Origin of the sequence: Flavobacterium tructae, from assembly GCF_002217475.1 — a bacterium.
GTDB lineage: Bacteria > Bacteroidota > Bacteroidia > Flavobacteriales > Flavobacteriaceae > Flavobacterium > Flavobacterium tructae.
In genome coordinates, this window is record NZ_MUHH01000017.1 from 150,785 (window position 1) to 170,372 (window position 19,588).

Genomic DNA, 19,588 nt, shown 5'->3' on the forward strand with positions numbered 1-19,588 from the left:
ATCATTTTACAAATCAAATCCTAAATTAACGCCTAATTTTGTAGCGATGATTTTAGTAATTCGTTGTTTTAATTCCGGTATTTTAATGCTTTCAATTACGGCATTTGAGAAGGCGTACATCAATAATGCTTTTGCTTCTTTTTTCGGGATTCCGCGTGACTGCATGTAGAACATTGCTGTTTCGTCTAATTGTCCAACTGTACAACCGTGAGAACATTTTACGTCATCGGCAAAAATTTCCAATTGCGGCTTGGCGTTGATCGTAGCTTTGTCACTCAATAAAATGTTGTTGCTTTTTTGAAAAGCATTTGTTTTTTGAGCTTCTTTCTCTACTAAAACTTTTCCGTTGAAAACTCCTGTTGAACGATCAGAGAAAATTCCTTTATAATCCTGGAAACTTTCGCAATTTGGCGTTGCGTGATTCACTAAAGTATAATGATCAACGTGCTGTTTGTCGTTTAGGATCGAGATTCCGTTAAGTGTACTTGTCAGTCTTTCACCAAAATGATAAAAGTTTAAGTTATTACGCGTTAGGTTTCCTCCAAATGAAAAGGTATGAACATAAGCATGACTTTCCTGTTGTTGAGAAACGTAAGTGTTGTCTACTAAATTCGCTTCGCTATTGTCGTTTTGAATTTTATAATAATCAACAATGGCACGTTTTTGAGCGAAAATCTCTGTAACCGAATTGGTCAGAACGGGATTCTCATTCAAACTTTGGTGACGCTCGATAATCTGAACATGTGAGTTTTCACCAACAATAATCAGATTTCTAGGCTGAACCATTAATGCAGCTTCATTACCTGTAGAGAAATACATAATTTCAATAGGTTTGTCGGCTACTTTCTTTTTTGGGATATTGATGAAAGCTCCTTCACTTGCAAAGGCAGTATTTAACGAAGTCAAACTATCGTCTTTACTTGCAATCTGATTGAAGTAGGTATCAATGATCATTTTATATTTTGGTTTGGTCAATGCCGAAGACATTAAGCAAACATCGATTCCGTCATGTGTAGTTGAAGACAAATGCGAGCTAAAAACACCATCGATGAACACTAATTTATAAGTGTCGATTTCATGTAAAAAATATTTCTTTACCTGATTAAATTCGATTGCACTTTCCTGCTTAGGAAAAACCGTAAAGTCATTTTTTAAGATGGCGTTTAACGATGTGTATTTCCAAGCTTCTTCCTTTTTGGTTGGGAAACCTTTATTTTCAAAGTTTTTTAGTGCTTTGGTGCGAATGTCATGCAAATCTGAATGTACATCGACACGCTCTTCAAAAGCCATAAAAGACGATACTAATTTTTCTTTTAAATCCATTTTTCTTGTTTAGTCTTAAAGTCGAAAGTCGAAAGTCGAAAGACTTTGGATTGTCGACTATTTTTGTGAAAAAATCATAAATTAAGTTGAGTCTAAAAAGACTTTACAACTTTCGACTTTATGACTTTTGACTCAAATATTTTATGAAACCGCTTAATAGTTTCGATATTTCTGTTACCGATTCTAAAAGTATTTCAAATTCTTCTTTTATAATATATTCTAAATCAAAAGCTAAATACAATTGAGATCTAACTTCTCCTGCGGATGCTTTGGCTACATATAAAAAGTAGACAAACTCTTTATCAGTATTTCTCTCAAAACCTTCTGCTATATTTGATGATATAGAAAGTGATGCACGTCTAATTTGTCTAACAAAATCAAAGTCTTTTTTGAAATTAGAATTTTCAGTAATCAAATATATTTTCTTATTGAAGACTCTGGATTTCTGCCATGAATTTATTTCTTCAAAAGATTTAAACTTACTCATGTTTTTTTCGACTTTATGACTTTCGACTTTATGACGGTATTAATTCTCCGCTTTAATCCAGTCGTATCCTTTTTCTTCCAATTCGTAGGCTAGTTCTTTTCCTCCAGATTTTACGATTCTTCCGTTGTAAAGAACGTGAACGAAATCCGGAACAATATAGTCTAATAAACGTTGGTAGTGCGTGATTACGATGATGGCGTTTTTCTCGCTTTTCAATTTGTTAACACCATTGGCAACAATTCTAAGGGCATCAATATCAAGACCCGAATCTGTTTCGTCAAGGATGGCTAATTTTGGCTCTAGCATTGCCATTTGAAAAATCTCATTTCTTTTTTTCTCTCCTCCGGAAAATCCTTCGTTAAGAGAACGTGACAGAAATTTACGGTCGATTTCTAACAATTCAGATTTCTCACGAATCACTTTTAGCATTTCGTTTGCAGGCATTTCTTCCTGACCGTTTGCTTTACGAGTTTCATTGATGGCAGTTTTCATGAAGTTAGTTACGCTAACTCCCGGAATTTCTACAGGATATTGAAAAGAAAGGAAAACTCCTTTGTGTGCTCTTTCTTCAGGAGCAAGATCAGCAAGATCTTCTCCGTCAAGGAAAACTTCTCCGTCAGTAACTTCATAGTTTTCGTTTCCGGCAATTACAGCCGAAAGTGTACTTTTTCCTGAACCGTTTGGTCCCATGATAGCGTGTACTTCGCCAGCTTTTACTTCTATATTAATTCCTTTAAGGATTTCTTTATCACCAATTGAGGCGTGAAGGTTTTTTATTGATAACATTGTCTTTTTATTTTATATAAATGTCAATTCTATTTTTGTTGTTTCGTTTAGGATGTTGGCATTAAAATGCGCGTGTCCTAAATATTCCATGCCTAGATAATCGGCTGATTTTTTGAACGGAATGTAAAAACTCTCTTCAATTTCATTATCGTGTGAATTGGAGATCACACCAATTTTCTTCCCTCTGAGTTTTCTTCCGGTTTCTTTTTCAATTCGGATTAAATCCGAAAAGCGGTCAAAGAATACCTTCATGATTCCACTCATGTTATACCAATATATAGGCGTTGCAAAAATTAAAGTGTCATACTTCTCGATGATACCTTTTATTAAAGGAAAAAAATCATCTTCTCTGTTTTTACTTTCGTAATCATAATAGGAAATATTATAATCACTCAGATTAATTACTTCTATTCCGGTTTCTTTAGAAATTTCATCCGCGATTCTGGTTGTATTTCCGTTTTTTCGGGAGGAACCTAAAATGATTACTTTTTTATCTTCCATCTCGCAATTAACCAACAGATCCTTCTAAAGAAATTTCTAATAACTTTTGAGCTTCAACAGCAAATTCCATTGGTAATTTGTTCAATACATCTTTACTGAAACCATTTACAATTAGGGCGATAGCTTTTTCAGTAGGGATACCTCTCTGGTTGCAATAAAAAACCTGATCTTCTCCAATTTTACTTGTTGTTGCTTCGTGCTCTATTTTGGCTGATGGATTTTTACTTTCGATATATGGGAAAGTATGTGCACCACAATTGTTCCCCATTAAAAGAGAATCACATTGCGAAAAGTTTCTGGCATTTTCAGCTCTTGGGCTAATTTGAACTAGTCCGCGGTAGCTGTTTTGCGATTTACCGGCTGAGATACCTTTAGAAATAATAGTCGATTTAGTATTTTTTCCTAAATGGATCATTTTAGTTCCGGTATCAGCTTGTTGGTAATTATTGGTAACTGCAATTGAATAAAATTCTCCAACCGAATTGTCTCCTTTAAGTACACAAGAAGGATATTTCCAGGTTACAGCAGAACCTGTTTCTACTTGTGTCCATGAAATTTTAGCATTTGTTTCGCATAAACCTCTTTTGGTAACGAAGTTATAAACACCACCTTTTCCTTCTTTGTTTCCAGGGAACCAGTTTTGAACGGTAGAATATTTAATTTCAGCGTCATCTAAAGCGATTAGTTCAACTACAGCAGCGTGCAATTGATTTTCGTCACGGCTTGGAGCGGTACAGCCTTCAAGGTATGAAACGTAACTTCCTTCATCAGCAATAACTAGTGTTCTCTCGAACTGACCAGTTCCTGCCTGATTGATTCTGAAATAAGTGGAAAGTTCCATTGGGCAACGAACGCCTTTTGGGATATAGCAAAAACTTCCGTCAGAGAAAACAGCTGAGTTTAAGGCAGCATAGAAGTTGTCTTTTTGAGGTACAACAGTTCCTAAGTATTTTTTAACTAATTCAGGGTGTTCTTTTATAGCTTCTGAAATTGGACAAAAAATAATTCCTTTTTCAGCAAGAGTTTTTTTGAAAGTCGTAGCTACAGAAACAGAATCGACTACAATATCCATAGCGACATTGTTCATCATTTTTTGTTCATCGACAGAGATACCTAACTTTTTGTACATTTCTAAAAGTTCAGGATCTACATCGTCCAAAGTTTTGTTTGGATCTACTTGTTTTGGAGCAGAATAGTATGAAATGGCTTGGAAATCTGGTTTTTCATAATGTACATTTGCCCATTCCGGTTCAATCATTTCTTTCCAGGCACGAAAAGCTTCAATGCGCCAGTCGGTCATCCACTGAGGTTCTTCTTTTTTAAGGGAAATAGCTCTTACGATGTCTTCGTTTAAGCCAATAGGAAAGGTCTCCGATTCAATATCAGTATAAAACCCGTATTCGTATTCTTTAGTTTCGAGTTCGATTTTTAAATCGTCTTCTGTGTATTTGCTCATTGTTTCTTTATTGAAAGATTCAAAAATTGAAGGATTTAAATACTATCACTTCTGTAATTTTTAAATCTTTAAATTTTGCAATCGTTTAATTATTTTATAGTGAAAAAGATTCTCCGCAACCACAAGTTCTGCTTGCATTCGGATTATTGAATACAAAACCTTTTCCATTTAATCCACCTGAAAATTCAAGAATTGTTCCGGCCAGATATAGAAATGATTTCTTTTCAACTGCAATTGTTATGTCGTTGTCTACAAATATTTTATCGTCGTCGCCTTTGGTTTTGTCGAATTTTAAATCATAAGACAAACCAGAGCATCCACCGCTTTTTACGCCTACTCTTACGTAGTCGCTAGCAGCATCAAAACCATCTTCTCTCATCAAATCGATGATTTTATTTTTGGCAGTATCAGAAACTTTTATCATTGTTTATCGTGTTTATTTTTGCTTTCACCTCAATTTTGCTCTTAAAAATAGTAATCCGAAGATTACGATTTTAAAGTGCTGTCTTTCAATGTTGAAATGAAATTATCGGCAAAGATACGACTTAAAAACCTTTTTCCATAACGGTTCACATTATTATAACAAATGTTAAAATAGATATATGTTATATTGATAAAAGAATGAGACTTTATTATTGTTTTTTGAAGACTTTATGATGGTTTGTTGTAAAAATGAAATAGTATTTCCTAGTTTTGTTTTCCTATTAAAAATCTATTCTCATGAAACTTTACCCTATAGAATCCGGAAATTTTAAGTTAGATGGAGGCGCTATGTTTGGCGTAGTTCCTAAAACCATCTGGAACAAAACCAATCCTGCCGATGCTAATAACTTAATTGATATTGCTGCACGCTGCCTGCTTATTGAAGATGGAAATCGTCTGATTTTGATTGATACCGGAATGGGAGACAAACAATCGGAGAAGTTTTTTGGCTATTATTCGCTGTGGGGATCGCATTCGATAGACAAATCGTTGGCAAAATATGGTTTTCAGAGAGACGATATTACAGACATTTTTATGACGCATTTGCATTTTGACCATTGTGGAGGAAGTGTGCAATGGAATTCAGACCGGACTTTTTACGAGCCTGCTTTTAAAAATGCAAAGTTTTGGACGAATGAAAATCATTGGGAATGGGCAACAAAACCCAATGCACGCGAAAAGGCTTCTTTTCTTTCAGAGAATATTCTGCCTATGCAGGAAAGCGGACAGCTGAATTTTATAAAGCGTCCCGAAAGTGATTTCGGTTTTTCTGAAGAAATGAATTTTGGAATTTATTATGTGGATGGCCATACCGAAAAGCAAATGATTCCACATATCCAATATCAGGATAAAACGATCGTTTTCTGTGCCGATTTGTTAGCCACTGCCGGGCATATTCCGTTACCCTACGTGATGGGTTATGATACACGACCTTTATTGACAATGCCGGAGAAATCTAAATTTTTGAACGCAGCAGCAGACCACAATTATTATTTGTTTTTAGAGCATGATGCACATAACCAAATTATAACAGTAGAACAGACCGAAAAAGGTGTTCGCTTAAAAGAAGTATTTACCTGCGAAGAAATTCTTTAAAATTAAAGCTATAAATGCAAAAAAGTCCCATTTTCATGATGTCGAAAATGGGACTTTTTATTAACAAATTTAATTCAACAAATTATAATTACTCTACAATAACTTTTTTAGCTGAGGCAGCATCCCCATTAATTAAGTACACATAATAAACGCCTTTTGGCAGCCCGAATAAATCGATCGTATTATGGGTGATACTTGAATTTAAGATAAATGATTTTACAAGCTGGCCTAAGCTGTTATAAACAGTTGCTTTTTCTAAACTTGCATTTTGAATGTTTACTTCGCCTTTGGTTGGGTTTGGATAGATTGCTACTTTTTCAAAATTGTTGGTATCAATACCTAATGTTTTACAAGTGTTAGAATAAGTAGCGTTTTTTTCTTTAATGTTTGCCCAATTGGCATTTGAATAATCGGCATCATCTACTTGTATACAGTTTAGTGTTTTATTTCCTAAGAAGCTGGTGTATATGGCCGTAGCGGCATTTTTTCCGGATTTAGACGGCAATACGAAATTTTTATTGTTACCATTTTGGATATTCAGTGAAGTTAACGGGTTAAATTCAAGGAAAACAAGTTCTAAAAGGGGATTATGTGATAAATCTAGTGATGTCAACTGATTCCAGGCAAGATTTAATCTTTTTAAACGAGGATTATTACTAAGATCTAAAGTGGTTAATTGAGCATTATCAAAATATAAGTCTTCTAATTTTGGATTAGAAGAAACATTTAGTTTTGAAATTTTCGTATAGACGCAGTTTAACTGTAAAAGATTAGGTTGATTTGATACATCTAATGTTGTTAGATCATTGTGACCACAATAAAGTGATTCTAGTTCAGGATTTGCTGATAAATCAATGCTAGTTAACTGATTTCGATCCGCCGTTACGGAATGAACTTTTTTATTTTGCGATAAATCAATGGTTGAAATTTGATTCATACTAAACATTAAATTAAATAGTTCTTTGTTAGCAGTGAGATCCAGAGCTTTTAGTTTATTGTCGTGCAGTGATAATTTTATAAGTGATTTGTTCTGGCTTAAATTAATCGACTGTATATTGTTAAAGTTAAGATCTAGGTAGGTCAATGAAGTGAAATCTTCTATACCTTTAATATCACTAATATTAGAATTAGAAAGGTCTAAGAAGGTTACTTTATTGATACTTGCGGTTGCAACCTTACCATTTTTACCGTCTTTGTCAATTTCCAGAGCAATTAATTTATCTTCAAAATTAGAGTCTGGAATTAGGGTGTATATGGTGCAGTCTAAATTGTAATTTGCAGTCGAATCTTTGAGAGCCGCCCAATTCGTATTGGCATAAATATCGTCATCAACCTGAATGCAATTTAGATTAGGATTGTTCTTAAAATTAGAGTTTACATCAAAATTTATATTATTCCCGTTCTTTAGATTTAAACTTTCTAAAGAATTATTGGTGCAATTAAGAAGGGTTAAAGCTTTATTTTGAGAAACATCTAAAAGAGACAATAGATTTCCGGAACAATTTAGAGAGTTTAAATTGGTGAAACCTTTAATTCCGGTTAAGTCTTTTATAGTGCTTGAAGCAACGTCCAAAGAAGCTATATTTTCAATACTGCTGTTTAAAACTGTACCGTTTTTACCGTCTTTGTCAATGTTTAATGCAATTAACTTATCTTCAAAAGCGGGATCTGGAATTGCCGTAACCTGAGAGCAGTCTATAGTTGAGTACGATGCGGAAGTTTCTTTAAAGTTTTTCCATTTTTCATTTGAGTAAAGAGCATCGTCGACTATGATACAAGTTAGTAATGGTGTTTTTGTAAAATTAGTAGCATTGTAAGTAATTTGCATAGAGCGGTTGTTTCCATTTTTTAAATTTATTGTGGTCAATAATTTATTTTCAGGACATTCTAAAGATGTTAAAGATCGGTTTTTAGAAAGATCTAAACTTGTTAACAGGTTTGAAGCGCACCATAATGCAGATAGATTTTTATTGTTGGATGTATCAATATTGGTTAGTTTGTTTGAATCAACGCTTAGAAGTCTCAAATTAACATTTTTAGAAATATCAAGATTTGTTATTTCATTATCAAACAGTGATAGGTATTCTAAAGAAATGTTTTTTGAAGTATTTAATTTGGATAGTTTGTTATCACCTGCATTTAGAGAGGTTAAAGCTTGATTTTGAGAGATGTCAAGATCCGTTATCTTATTAGACATACAACTTAATGACGTTAAAGATTTAAAATCCTGAATTCCGGTTAAGTTGGTAATATTACTATTGTATAGATTTAATTCTGTAATATCGGAAATTTTTGATGTCAGGACTTTTCCGTCTGGAGCTCCCGAGTCGATTCCTAATGTTATTAGTTTTTTCTCAAAATTAATATCCGGAATTAAGGTGTATGATCCAGGAGCGATACAAGGGGTCGAGGAAAAGGATGTCGTTGGGTCTTTTTTGGTTGACCAATTTGTATTTGCAGCTGTAACATCACTAACCTGAATACAAGTTAATTTTGGATTTGATATGAAAGAGATTTGATTGGCAAGTAAGGATGTATTGTTAGTGAGATTTAAACTTGTCAATAGATTCTCTTGTAAATATAAAGTAGTTAGGGTCGGATTATTGGAAACGTCTAATGTTTCGAACTTATTTTGACGAAGGTCCAGACTACGCAAAGCTTTATTTTGAGAAAGATCTATCGTTGTTAATTGACTGTTTGCTGCAGTGAAAGACTCAAGAGCTTTGTTTTTGGTTAGATCAGGACTTTTTGATAAATTGTTTCCGGAGACGTACAAACGAGCAAGCTTTAAATTTTGAGATACATCAAGATCTGTTATTTTAGTTTGATTAATAGTAAGTGCTTCCAGGGCTGTATTAGCGGTTAAATCAATATTTGAAATTTGATTTGAGCTTACATTCAACTGAGTTAATGAAAGGTTTTTAGAAACATCTATAGTTGTTAGATTATTTCCTGCAATTAGAAATTGCTCTAATGATAAATTTTTAGTGACATCAATTGTTGTCAGTTTATTATAAGGGCAATAGAGCAATTTTAAGGCTAAATTTTGGGATACATCTAAGTCTGTTAGCTGATTTCCGGAGCAGTATAATGTGGTTAGCTTTGTGTTTTTAGTAACGTTTAATTTTGTCAATTTACCTGTTACTCCTCCACTAGGGTTGGAAGCTCCAGAGCAATACAAGGTTTCTAAGTTAGAAAAATCTTCAAGCCCTGTTAAGTCATAAATTATTGTGGTGCCAAGGTCTAAAATTTTAACTTTTATAATATTGGCAGTTAATACCTTTCCATCAGCAGTTCCGGAATCAATTCCTAATGCGATTAACTTGTTTTCAAAATTCACATCAGGAATGGAAGTATACTGTTGTGCATAAATAGAAAAACTTGCCAGGAACAGCAACAAGAGTAGTTTTGTTTTCATAGACTTGATTTATGATAGTATCGCGCAAGTCTACAAAATTAGATTGGTATTTCCTTACGGGAAGACGTAATGGACATAGTTGTAATTCGGAGCGGATCATAGGAGGCATAAAAAATCCTGTTTTCAGTATATCGAAAACAGGATTTTTTGGTTTAACTAATTGTAATTATTAAGCTTCTTAATTGGTCTTAAATTTCCAGATTTGACCAACAGTTTCTCCTCCTTTGTTGTCTTTTACAACAACTTTCCAGAAGTATTCTTTGGTAGCTACCGTTGTAACATCAATTGTTTTTTCAGATTTATTTTCACTTACTTTTTCTGTTGGCGGATTTGTTGTTCCAAAATAAACGTCATAAGTCAGTGCATCTGCAGTGTCAACATCAGTTGCATTCCATTTTAAGGAAACAGTTGTTGCGTTTAGTGTAGCGTTTAAAACCGGTGATACCAATTCAGGAGAAAATGGCATATGATTTACTACTGTTTCACCACTGGTATAGAGTTTAAAAGTAGCGGAATAAGTACTTGCCAGTCCTTTACTGTCTGTCGCTTTTACTCTCCAGAAGTAGGCCGTGTTTTTTTCCAGTGCTATTGAAGTGTTATTAGTAGTCACTTCAGATGATTTTACAATTTGAGCAAACGTATTCTCTTTTGCTACCTGAATTTGATAGGTAATAACATCTTTATTATCATCGGTAGAAAGATCCCACTGAAAAGAAACAGTATTGTCTACACATAATTTATTATCGGCCGGAGTTTTTAATGCAGGTACTGTTGGCGCTACATTAATAGCTTCGGATGATCCTGAATCGTCACTGCCACCGCAAGCCGCAAATAAAAGACCAATGATTGTGAGGTATATAAGATTTTTCATTTTTATTTTTTTATAATTTTAATGTATTCAGGAGTATCTAAATAAACTTTTATAGCATAGATTCCTGAAGGTTGATTTTCAAGATTTAATTTTATTTTTCCACTCTCGATAACAAGTGTTTTGGTTGAAATTAATTGACCGGAAAAATTGTATAATTCTACTTGAACTTCATTTTTAGCACCTGGAATTTCTATCTCAAAACTTCCCGAAGTAGGGTTTGGATAAGCAGATAAAATTTGTGATTCGAAATCAGAAACAGAAACATTTTTAGCAAAAGCACCTTCACAAGCTTTTGCAGTTACTACTTCTACTAAAGCATTTTTAGTAACATCTACAGAAAAAGAAGCATCATTGGTTTGAAACTGTTCTGTTCCGTTAACAAATACAGTAAACGGAGCTGTTCCTTCAATGATTTCAACATTAACTTTTTTATCAGTTACAACAGATTTTCCTGAAACGGTTGTTGCTTTTGCAATTGTAATCGTAAAATTTTGTTCGAATGTGCGGCCCGCAACCGTAATGGATACGGTATAAGTTCCCGGAGCTAAACCTGAAACTTTTAGACTATTATTGGTAAAATCATAGTTTTTACTATTTATTACAGCCGTATAGTTTTGAGTAGATTTTGCAGTAATGTTTATTTCACCATTATTTTCATTTAAGCAGGATTCACTTTTAGATTCAACAGTAAAATTATCAATTGGTAATGTCAGGATAGCACCACAACTAGTGTTGTAAGTTGCTGTATCATCTTTTAGTGTAGACCAGTTTGTGTTAGAGTAGGTAACATCATCAACCTGGATACAAGTTAAATCAGGATTTTTTCTAAAATCAAGAATACTGTATCCAGTAGTGTTCAATTTAGTATTATTACCATTTTTAATGTTTAGATAAGTTAGTTTATTATCAGAAACATTTAGAAAACCAACTTTTGAATTAGTTGAAATGTCAATTGAAGACAACTGATTTGATTGACAATTAAAGGCATATAAATCCTTGTTTTTGGTTAAATCTAATTCTGTTAACTGATTAGAATTACAAATGAAATGCTGTAATGAGACCTGTTTCGACATATCCAGTTTTTTCAGCTGATTGTTGTTACAAGTTAATTGCACTAAATACAAGTTGTTTGAAAAGTCTAAGCTTGTAAGGTTATTTACCTGACATTGCAGATAAGATAAATTTTTATTTCCTGAAAGATCAAGAGTCGTTAATTGGTTATGATCACAATTTAATAAATTCAAAGAAGCATTTTTTGTAACATTCAAATTGCGTAGTGCATTGTTTCCACAAATTATCTCTGTAATAGCAGTATTGTTTGAAAAGTCTAAAGAGGTTAATTGATTTTCAAAGCAATAGATTAACCTTAAAGAGGTATTCTTAGAAAGATCTAATTCTGTTAAGCGGTTCTTATTACAATACAGTGTTTTTAATGCAGTGTTTTTTGAAAGATCTACTTTTGAAATATAATTATAAGAGAAATTTAATTGTTCCAAGGCAACAAAATCCTGAATTCCGGTTAAATCCTGAATAGGATTTACAGGGCTGCCATTTGAATCGCTTACATTAAGATCTTTAAGTGTGTTAATACTTGAAGTAAGTACGGCTCCATTTACCCCATCAGTATCAATTTTAAGGGCTATTAATTTTTTCTCAAAATTAGCATCCGGAATAATGGTAAAAGCAACCGAAGTACAGGTTACAGAGTAGTTTGCATTAGCATCTTTTGCGTTTGCCCAATTTGTAGCCGAATAATTTATATCATCAACCTCAATGCATGTCAATGAAGGGTTGTTGGTGAAATTGCCCAAAGTCATGTTGGTTAAATTGGTGTTTTTACCATTTTTCAGATTCAGGCTGTACAAATTGTTTGAAGACGATTGTATTTGCGTAAGTTCTGTATTTGCCGAAAGATTTAAACTTAAAATTTTATTTGAGTTACAATTTAAAGTAGTCAGTTTAAGATTTTTTGTCAGATTTATTTCGACTAATAAATTTGAAGAAACATTTAATTCTTTTAAGGCTGTAAAACCTTCAATTCCTTTTAAGTTTGATATATTGCTGTTTGAAACATTAAGAGTGGTTACAGAGGCAATGCTTGAACTTAATACTTTGCCATTTTTCCCGTCAGTATCTATTCCCAAAGCAATTAATTTTCCTTCAAAATTAGCATCCGGAATCGCTGTAAATGAGTTACAAAATTTATTGTATGAAGCGGTTGCGTCTTTTAAGTTTGCCCAATTTGTATTTGAATAACTTTCGTCATCCACCTGAATACATTTTAAATCCGGATTATTGTTAAACAACGAAGTGCTTTTGTTTAGCAAAGTATTTTTTTCGTTGTTTAAATCTAAACTTACAAGCTTATTGTTTGAACAATCTAAAGAGGTTAGGTTTGGATTTTTAGTAAAATCTAAATATGTTAATTGGTTGTTTTTACAGTTTAAAGTCTCTAAAGCTGCAAAATCCTGGATTCCTGTCAAGTTGGCGATTGAACTGCCAGAAACATCTAAAGATTTTACGCTTGCAATACTTTGTGTTAATACTTTTCCGTTTACCCCATCAGTATCAATTTTAAGAGCAATTAATTTGTTTTCAAAATTAGCATCCGGAATAGTAGTGTAAGCTCTGCAATCTGTAGAAAAATTTGCCCAGGAATCTTTATATGTCACCCAGTTTTGATTTGCATACGTCTCATCGTCAACCACAATACAAGATAAAGAAAGGTTGTTGTTAAACTTTGTGTATTGTGTGAAATTTTTATTATTACCATTTTTCAGGTTTAAATCATAAAGCAAGTTATTAGTAACATTTACTGAAGTCAGTAATTTGTTTTTTGAAAGATCAAGACTTGTAAGTTTGTTTCTTTCAATATAAAAACTTTGTAAATTTAAATTAGCTGTCAGGTCAATGCTTTCAATACTATTATTGCTAACACTTAAAGCTTCTAAGTTTAAGTTTTTTGAAACATCAATAGCGTTAAGACTATTAACATCACATCTTAGATTTTTTAATAAGGTATTCTGAGATACATCAAGATTATTCAATCTATTGTACCCTAAATCTAAAACTGTTAGTTTTAAGTTTTTAGAAGGATTATAGCTTTGTAAGCTATTAGAAAGACAGCTTAAATAGGTTAGCTCTTTGTTTTCAGACGTGTTTAATTCCTTTAGTTTATTACTGCCACATTCAAGTGTTTGCAATAAGGTGTTTTTGGTAATATTTATATTCGTTAACTGGTTGTCACGACAGACAACAGTCTTTAAATTTACGTTTGCACTAAGATCTAAATTCGTCAAAACATTATTATAACAATCTAAGCTTTCTAATGCAGTGTTTTTAGAAAGATTTAAAGATGTTAGTTTATTTCCACTCAACCTTAGAGTTTTTAATAAAGTGTTGTTGTCAAAATTTGAACTTGTAATTTTATTGAAACCTAAGTCCAGAGAGGTTAACAAAGTGTTTTGAGACAGATCGATCCCGGTTGTGAATTTATTGTTATAACAATTAAGTAGTGTTAAATCCTTATTGTTTGTTATAGTTAAAGATTCAAGTAAGTTATTGTTTAATATCAGGCTCTTTAGCTTAGTATTATCTGAAAGATCTAATTTTGTTAGTTGATTGCTACCAAGAGCTAAATTCTCCAGATTGACATTTTTAGACAAGTCCAGAGTTGTTAAACTATTAGAAGTAAGATCAAGTGTTTTTAAGTTTACGTTTTTCGAAAGATCTATGGAACTCAATTTGAATGTATTACCGCCATAAGCCAGGCTTTCGAGAGCTGTAAAATCTTGTATTCCTGTGATGTCTTTGATATTGATAGCAGTATATGTAATCTTTAATGTTTTTACATTCGAGATTGCACTTGTAAGAACTTTTCCGTTTACGCCATCTTTGTCATAACCAAGATAAATTAACTGTCTCTCAAAATCTGCATCAGGAATTAGAGTATATTTTTGATCATCACATGAAACGGCATAATTTGGAGTTGCATCTTTAAGATTTGCCCAATTAGTATTAGAATAAGAGGCATTGTCTACTTGAATACAGGTTAAGTTGGGGTTTCTTTTAAAAGTTGAAGTAGTGGTTAAACGAGTATTATTACCATTTTTTAAGTTGATAGTAGTTAGGTTGTTTGAAGAGCAATCTAAAAACGTAAGATTGGTATTTTTAGAAACATCTAATGTTTTTAAGCTATTACCCTGGCAATTTAAACTTTGTAAATACAGATTGGCAGAAACGTCAAGAGTGGTTAAGTTACTGAAATTACAGTTTATAAAAGTCAATGCCGTGTTGTTGGATAGAACTAATCCGTTTGTAAAATCGTTAGCGCTGCAGTTAATTTCTTTTAGCGATAAGTTTTTAGCGATATTCAGGTTTTTTAATTTGTTGTCATAACAATTTAAAGTACTCAAAGCTAAATTAGCAGTTAAATCCAGACTGGTTATTAGATTGGTTGCACAATTTAAATTGGTCAGAGCGGTATTTTTACTAATATTTAAACTTGTTAATTTGTTTGAAAAACAATTCAGGGTAATTAGGGAAGTGTTGCCCGAGACATCAATTGATGTTAAGTTATTAAAAGAGCAAATGAGCTGTGTTAATGCTTTAAAATCACCAATTCCGGTTAGATCATTAATGTTTAATCCTGTGAGGTTTAATGTCTTTATTGATGAGATATTTGCAGTTAAAACCTGACCATCCGGAACTCCGGAGTCATATTTTTCGTTTATTAAGAATTTTTCAAAGTTTAAGTCCGGAATTTTAGTGGTCTGGGCGTATAAAGAAAAATTTAATAGAAATAGTAACAAGAGTAGTTTTGTTTTCATAGAACGAGTTTAAAATTAGATCGCGCAAGAGTAAGTAATAAAATTGAATATTCCTTACGGGAAGACGTAATGAAAGGACTGAACTTTTGAATAATAAAAAAATCCCATTCGCCGCGGCGAATGGGATTTTTTAGCTTAAAGAAATGGTATTATTTAAGGATAACTTTTTTCGCAGAAGCGGCATCCTGATGGATTAAATATACGTAATAAACTCCTTTTGGTAAATCGGATAAGTTTATTGTATTGTTTGTATCACTTGAATTTAAAGTAAATGTTTTTACCAATTGTCCTAATGAGTTATAAACTGTTGCTTTTTCTAAAGCGATATTATTAATGTTCACTTCACCGCTTGTTGGGTTTGGATACATTGTTATTTTATCAAAAACAGAATCTTCTATTCCTAAATTTTTACAGCTATTAGAATAAATTGTGTTGGGCTCCTTGATTCGGGACCAGTTAGCATTCGAATAATTGGCATCATCAACTTGTATGCAACCAAGAGTTTTAAGTCCTAAAAAGCTGGTATATAAAGAGGCCGTTTTTTTATCTGTTGGAGATGCTAAAACAAAATTTCTATTATTACCATTTTGAAGATTTAATGATAGTAATGGATTATTTGCTACATATACGATTTTAAGTTTACTGTTTTTGGAAAAGTCCAATGTAGTGATTTGGTTTGTTGAAGCATTTAGTGTTTCTAAAGCAAGATTTCTGCTTACATCTAATGCCCTCAATTGATTATTACTGCAATCTAAAAATGTTAGTGCTGTAAAATTCTCGATGCCTGACAGATCTTTGATAGTACTGTTTGAAAGATCTAAAGACGTAATGGTGCTTATGTTTGCAACAGAGATTTTTCCGTTTAAGCCGTCGATATCAATTCCTAAATCAATTAATTTTTGCTCAAAATTTTGATCTGGAATCTGAGCAAAACCGGAGGTACAGTTAGTGTTATAACTTGCAATTGTATCTTTTTTTGCAGCCCAGTTTGTATCAGAATAGGCTTTGTCGTCAACTTGAATACAGCTTAAATTTGGATTGTTTGTAATATTTAGAAATGGCAATTGAAAGTTAACATTATTTCCATTTTTCAAATTTAGACTTGTTAATTGATTAGTGTGAGCATATAAACCCACTAAGGCCGTATTTATGCTTAGATCCAAAGTGGTTATTTGATTTTTTGCAGCATTTAAAAATTCCAGGGATTTATTTTTGCTTATGTTCAAATCTTTTAATTGATTAGACTGACAATATAACTCTGTTAGAGTAGTGAGTTTAGAAACATCCAGGTTGGTTATTTTGTTTTCACGACAATCCAGAAGAGTCAAAGCAGTGTTTTTGCTCACGTCTATAGAAGTTAATTGACTGGTATTACAGCCCAAAAATGTTAAAGCAGTATTGGTGCTCACATCCAAAGAAGTATATTGGTTTGAACCTGAATCTAATTTTAGCAGCGCTGTATTTACCTTAACATCTAAAGAGGTTAATCGGTTTGCGTAACAGCTTAAATTAAGTAAGGCAGTATTATTGCTTACATCTAAGGAAGTTATTTTATTGTTGTTACAATCTAAAGTGGTCAAAGCTTTATTCTTGCTCACATTCAATGCTGATAATGAATTTTGACCGCAATACAAATCAGTTAATGATACAAAATTTTCAATTCCTGTTAAATCTGAAATATTACGATTGGTAACATTTAAGATCTTTACATTACTGATTTTAGAGGTTAAAACTTTACCGTCGATAGTCCCGTTATCAATCCCGCTATCAATTAATTTTTGTTCAAAATTAGGGTCAGGAATTAAAGTGTAATTTTCTGCATTTTCAGGCGTATATAAAGCTGAAATTTCTTCCGGTGTAAGTACACGATCCCAAATAGCAATATCATCGATCGTTCCTTTAAAGCCTTCTTTTGTGTTATCTCCGGAAATTCTTTGTCCAATTCTAAAAAGAGTGCCGACAGTATTTAAATTCACCGCTTTTTGATCCACAAATTTGCCGTTTACATATATCGAAAGCTGAGTTCCATCATAGGTAACAGTGAAAAAATACCAATCGTTGTTAGAATAATTAAAGTTGTTTACATAAAAATCATCATTAGAAAAATCAGAACCAGTTATTGCTTCAAGGTAACCTTTACTATAAACAGAAAGAGACAATCTTTGTAATTTTGCTAAAGTCCCATAGTTAAAAATGGAGACTTGATATTTATTCGGATCAGAAAAAGCATCATTTGTTTTAAACCATCCTGAAATTGTTCTCGAAGAATTGTTTTTAGGAATATTTGGCAGAACAGCATCGATATAACTGTTTGTACCATCAAAACTATAAGCTGTATTGCTATTTCCAAATCTGTCTGATGTTAGTGTAGCGCCTGTAACAGTTCCATTTGATCCGTTTCCGCTAAGATCATTCGCATTTCCATTAAAAGGGAAATAAGCAATTAAACCATTTGTTGGTACTTGCCCGTCTATCAAAGCGGGAATCACAGTGACATCAACAACAGTTCTGGTACTTTCACATCCATTAACAGTTTGAGAAACGTAGTATTTACCTGTCTGTAAAGAAGTAGATAAATTTAAGTTGCTCTGTATAATAGCGCTGCTATACCATTTAAGATTAGATCCCGTAGCCTGTAAACTGGCAATAGTAGCACCACTTTTAAAAGACTGTGCATTTGCAGTTGGAGCAGCTGTGACGGATGAGTTTATGGTTATTGTATAAGGATTGGTTGTACATCCTTTGGCATCTTTTGCAATAATCGAGTACGTGCCTGCTGATAAATTAGAGAATATATTTGAAGACTGGAAATTCATGGCAGGATACATAGCATACTGATAAGGTTGCGTTCCGCCAGTTGCCATAGCGGTTATAATTCCGTCATTTTTAGTATTACAAACAGATGTCGCAGTTGCATTAACAGCAATAGGAATTGGTTCTGTAATCGTGATGGTTTTGGATACTGATGATGTAGCATCGCTTACCGTGCAGGTGTAATTTCCCGGATATAATCCTGTAATCGTTGAAGTTGTATAGCCATTAGACCAAAGATATGAATACGGCATCGTACCGCCAGAAACAGCTGTTACTGAGGCTGAACCATTAGCATAACCGGTGCAGGTTATAGCAGTAAAGGATGTTGTGATTGTTAAAGACGATGGGCAATCTATTTTTGTTGGCACTTTTTTATCGATGGTTGTATTGTCACCTAATGGTCCACTTTGGTTTCTGCCCCACGTCCATATATCTCCACCTGTATCGACAGCAACAGTGTGATAGTTACCTGCTAAAATTAAAGACCATCTGGTAGTTGTTCCTACTTGTATAGGAGTGTTACTTCCAATAGTTGTACCATTGCCCAGTTTTCCGAATAAGTTCTCACCCCAAGCCCATAATGAATTATCGGTTTGGATCGCATAACTAGCGTTCCATCCGGCAGAAATATTTTTCCAATTTGTAGATGTCCCAATTTGTGTTGGTAAATTTTTATTTAGAGAGGTTCCATCTCCAACTCCGCCATTTATATTTTCTCCCCAAGCCCATAAAGTTCCATCAGTTTTTAGAGCGATTGAATGACTGTATCCTGAAGAAATTGTTTTCCAGTCATTAGCAGTTCCTACTTTCGTTGGAATGGTTTTACTAACTAACGTACCATCTCCTAGAGCTCCCTTAGAATTTTCTCCCCATGCCCATAAAGAACCGTCTTTTTTTAAGGCAATGGTGTGTTCTCCACCTGCTGCTACAGTTTGCCAGTCAGTATCGGTTCCTATTTGTATTGGAGTATTTTTATTAACAGTAGTGCCATCGCCTAATTGTCCTGTAGAATTATATCCCCAAGCCCATAAAGTACCATCGGTTTTTATTGCCATGGTGTAATTTCCTCCTGCAGATATACTTTGCCAATCTTTTGCCGATCCGATTTGTTGGACAGCATTATAACCGGTAACAGTGCCTGGACCATTTCCTATTTGCCCTAATGAACCGTAACCCCAAGCCCATAAAGTTCCGTCTGCTTTCATTGCAACGGTATGTCCCCATCCGGCGCTTACTGTTTTCCAGTCATTTGACGTCCCTATTTTTACAGGAGCGTTTTTTTGAGTTGTTGTACCATCTCCCAATTGACCATTACCATTATTGCCCCATGCCCACATGGTGCTGTCCGGCTTTATTATAATATTATGGTTGTATCCGGCAGCTATAGATTGGATACATTGAGCCTTAATTTGAAAACAAGAAAGTATTAAAAATAAAAGTAAAATTTTTCTCATACGATAAAAATTTGGTTATTTAATAGTGTGTTTTTTGGTTAGAATAGGTTTTATTGAGTGAGCCTTTAAGC

11 protein-coding genes are annotated in these 19,588 nt (G+C 33.4%); 1 reads left to right on the forward strand and 10 read right to left on the reverse strand.

Going from position 1 to position 19,588, the window contains the following annotated elements; genetic code table 11:
* Nucleotides 1–6: 6 nt before the first annotated feature.
* The 6 genes from sufD to B0A80_RS05665 all read right to left on the reverse strand — a co-directional run bounded on the left by sufD (nucleotide 7) and on the right by B0A80_RS05665 (nucleotide 4,977).
* Complete coding sequence (sufD, locus tag B0A80_RS05640; RefSeq protein WP_017494565.1) at nucleotides 7–1,323, reverse strand: Fe-S cluster assembly protein SufD; 1,317 nt, start codon at nucleotides 1,321–1,323, stop codon at nucleotides 7–9.
* Between the two features lie 118 nt (nucleotides 1,324–1,441).
* Nucleotides 1,442–1,810 (reverse strand): four helix bundle protein, encoded by a 369-nt coding sequence (locus B0A80_RS05645; protein WP_089076696.1) that lies wholly within the window; start codon nucleotides 1,808–1,810, stop codon nucleotides 1,442–1,444.
* Between the two features lie 39 nt (nucleotides 1,811–1,849).
* On the reverse strand, nucleotides 1,850–2,596 hold the full coding sequence (gene sufC / locus B0A80_RS05650; protein WP_017494567.1) for a Fe-S cluster assembly ATPase SufC: 747 nt from the start codon (nucleotides 2,594–2,596) through the stop codon (nucleotides 1,850–1,852).
* Between the two features lie 12 nt (nucleotides 2,597–2,608).
* Nucleotides 2,609–3,097 (reverse strand): flavodoxin family protein, encoded by a 489-nt coding sequence (locus B0A80_RS05655; RefSeq protein ID WP_070906136.1) that lies wholly within the window; start codon nucleotides 3,095–3,097, stop codon nucleotides 2,609–2,611.
* Nucleotides 3,098–3,104: 7 nt separating this feature from the next.
* On the reverse strand, nucleotides 3,105–4,553 hold the full coding sequence (sufB, locus tag B0A80_RS05660; protein WP_017494569.1) for a Fe-S cluster assembly protein SufB: 1,449 nt from the start codon (nucleotides 4,551–4,553) through the stop codon (nucleotides 3,105–3,107).
* A 94-nt stretch (nucleotides 4,554–4,647) separates the two neighbouring features.
* The gene (locus B0A80_RS05665; protein WP_017494570.1) at nucleotides 4,648–4,977 is read right to left on the reverse strand and encodes a HesB/IscA family protein; all 330 of its coding nucleotides are present in this window, start codon (nucleotides 4,975–4,977) and stop codon (nucleotides 4,648–4,650) included.
* A gap of 296 nt (nucleotides 4,978–5,273) precedes the next feature.
* On the opposite strand from B0A80_RS05665, the gene B0A80_RS05670 reads away from it, so the two are divergent.
* Entirely contained in the window at nucleotides 5,274–6,131 is an 858-nt protein-coding gene (locus tag B0A80_RS05670; RefSeq protein ID WP_070906135.1) for an MBL fold metallo-hydrolase, read from the forward strand.
* Between the two features lie 88 nt (nucleotides 6,132–6,219).
* Here B0A80_RS05670 and B0A80_RS05675 read toward each other — a convergent pair whose 3' ends face one another.
* The 4 genes from B0A80_RS05675 to B0A80_RS05690 form a co-directional block, all read right to left on the reverse strand.
* Complete coding sequence (locus B0A80_RS05675) at nucleotides 6,220–9,549, reverse strand: T9SS type A sorting domain-containing protein (RefSeq protein WP_089076697.1); 3,330 nt, start codon at nucleotides 9,547–9,549, stop codon at nucleotides 6,220–6,222.
* A gap of 178 nt (nucleotides 9,550–9,727) precedes the next feature.
* The gene (locus B0A80_RS05680) at nucleotides 9,728–10,420 is read right to left on the reverse strand and encodes a glycoside hydrolase family 78 protein (protein WP_089076698.1); all 693 of its coding nucleotides are present in this window, start codon (nucleotides 10,418–10,420) and stop codon (nucleotides 9,728–9,730) included.
* Nucleotides 10,421–10,422: 2 nt separating this feature from the next.
* Entirely contained in the window at nucleotides 10,423–15,249 is a 4,827-nt protein-coding gene (locus B0A80_RS05685; RefSeq protein ID WP_089076699.1) for a T9SS type A sorting domain-containing protein, read from the reverse strand.
* 149 nt (nucleotides 15,250–15,398) lie between these two features.
* Nucleotides 15,399–19,517 carry an RCC1 domain-containing protein gene (locus B0A80_RS05690; protein WP_089076700.1) on the reverse strand — a complete coding sequence of 1,373 codons (4,119 nt, stop codon included), beginning with the start codon at nucleotides 19,515–19,517 and terminating at the stop codon, nucleotides 15,399–15,401.
* Between the last annotated feature and the right edge of the window lie 71 nt (nucleotides 19,518–19,588).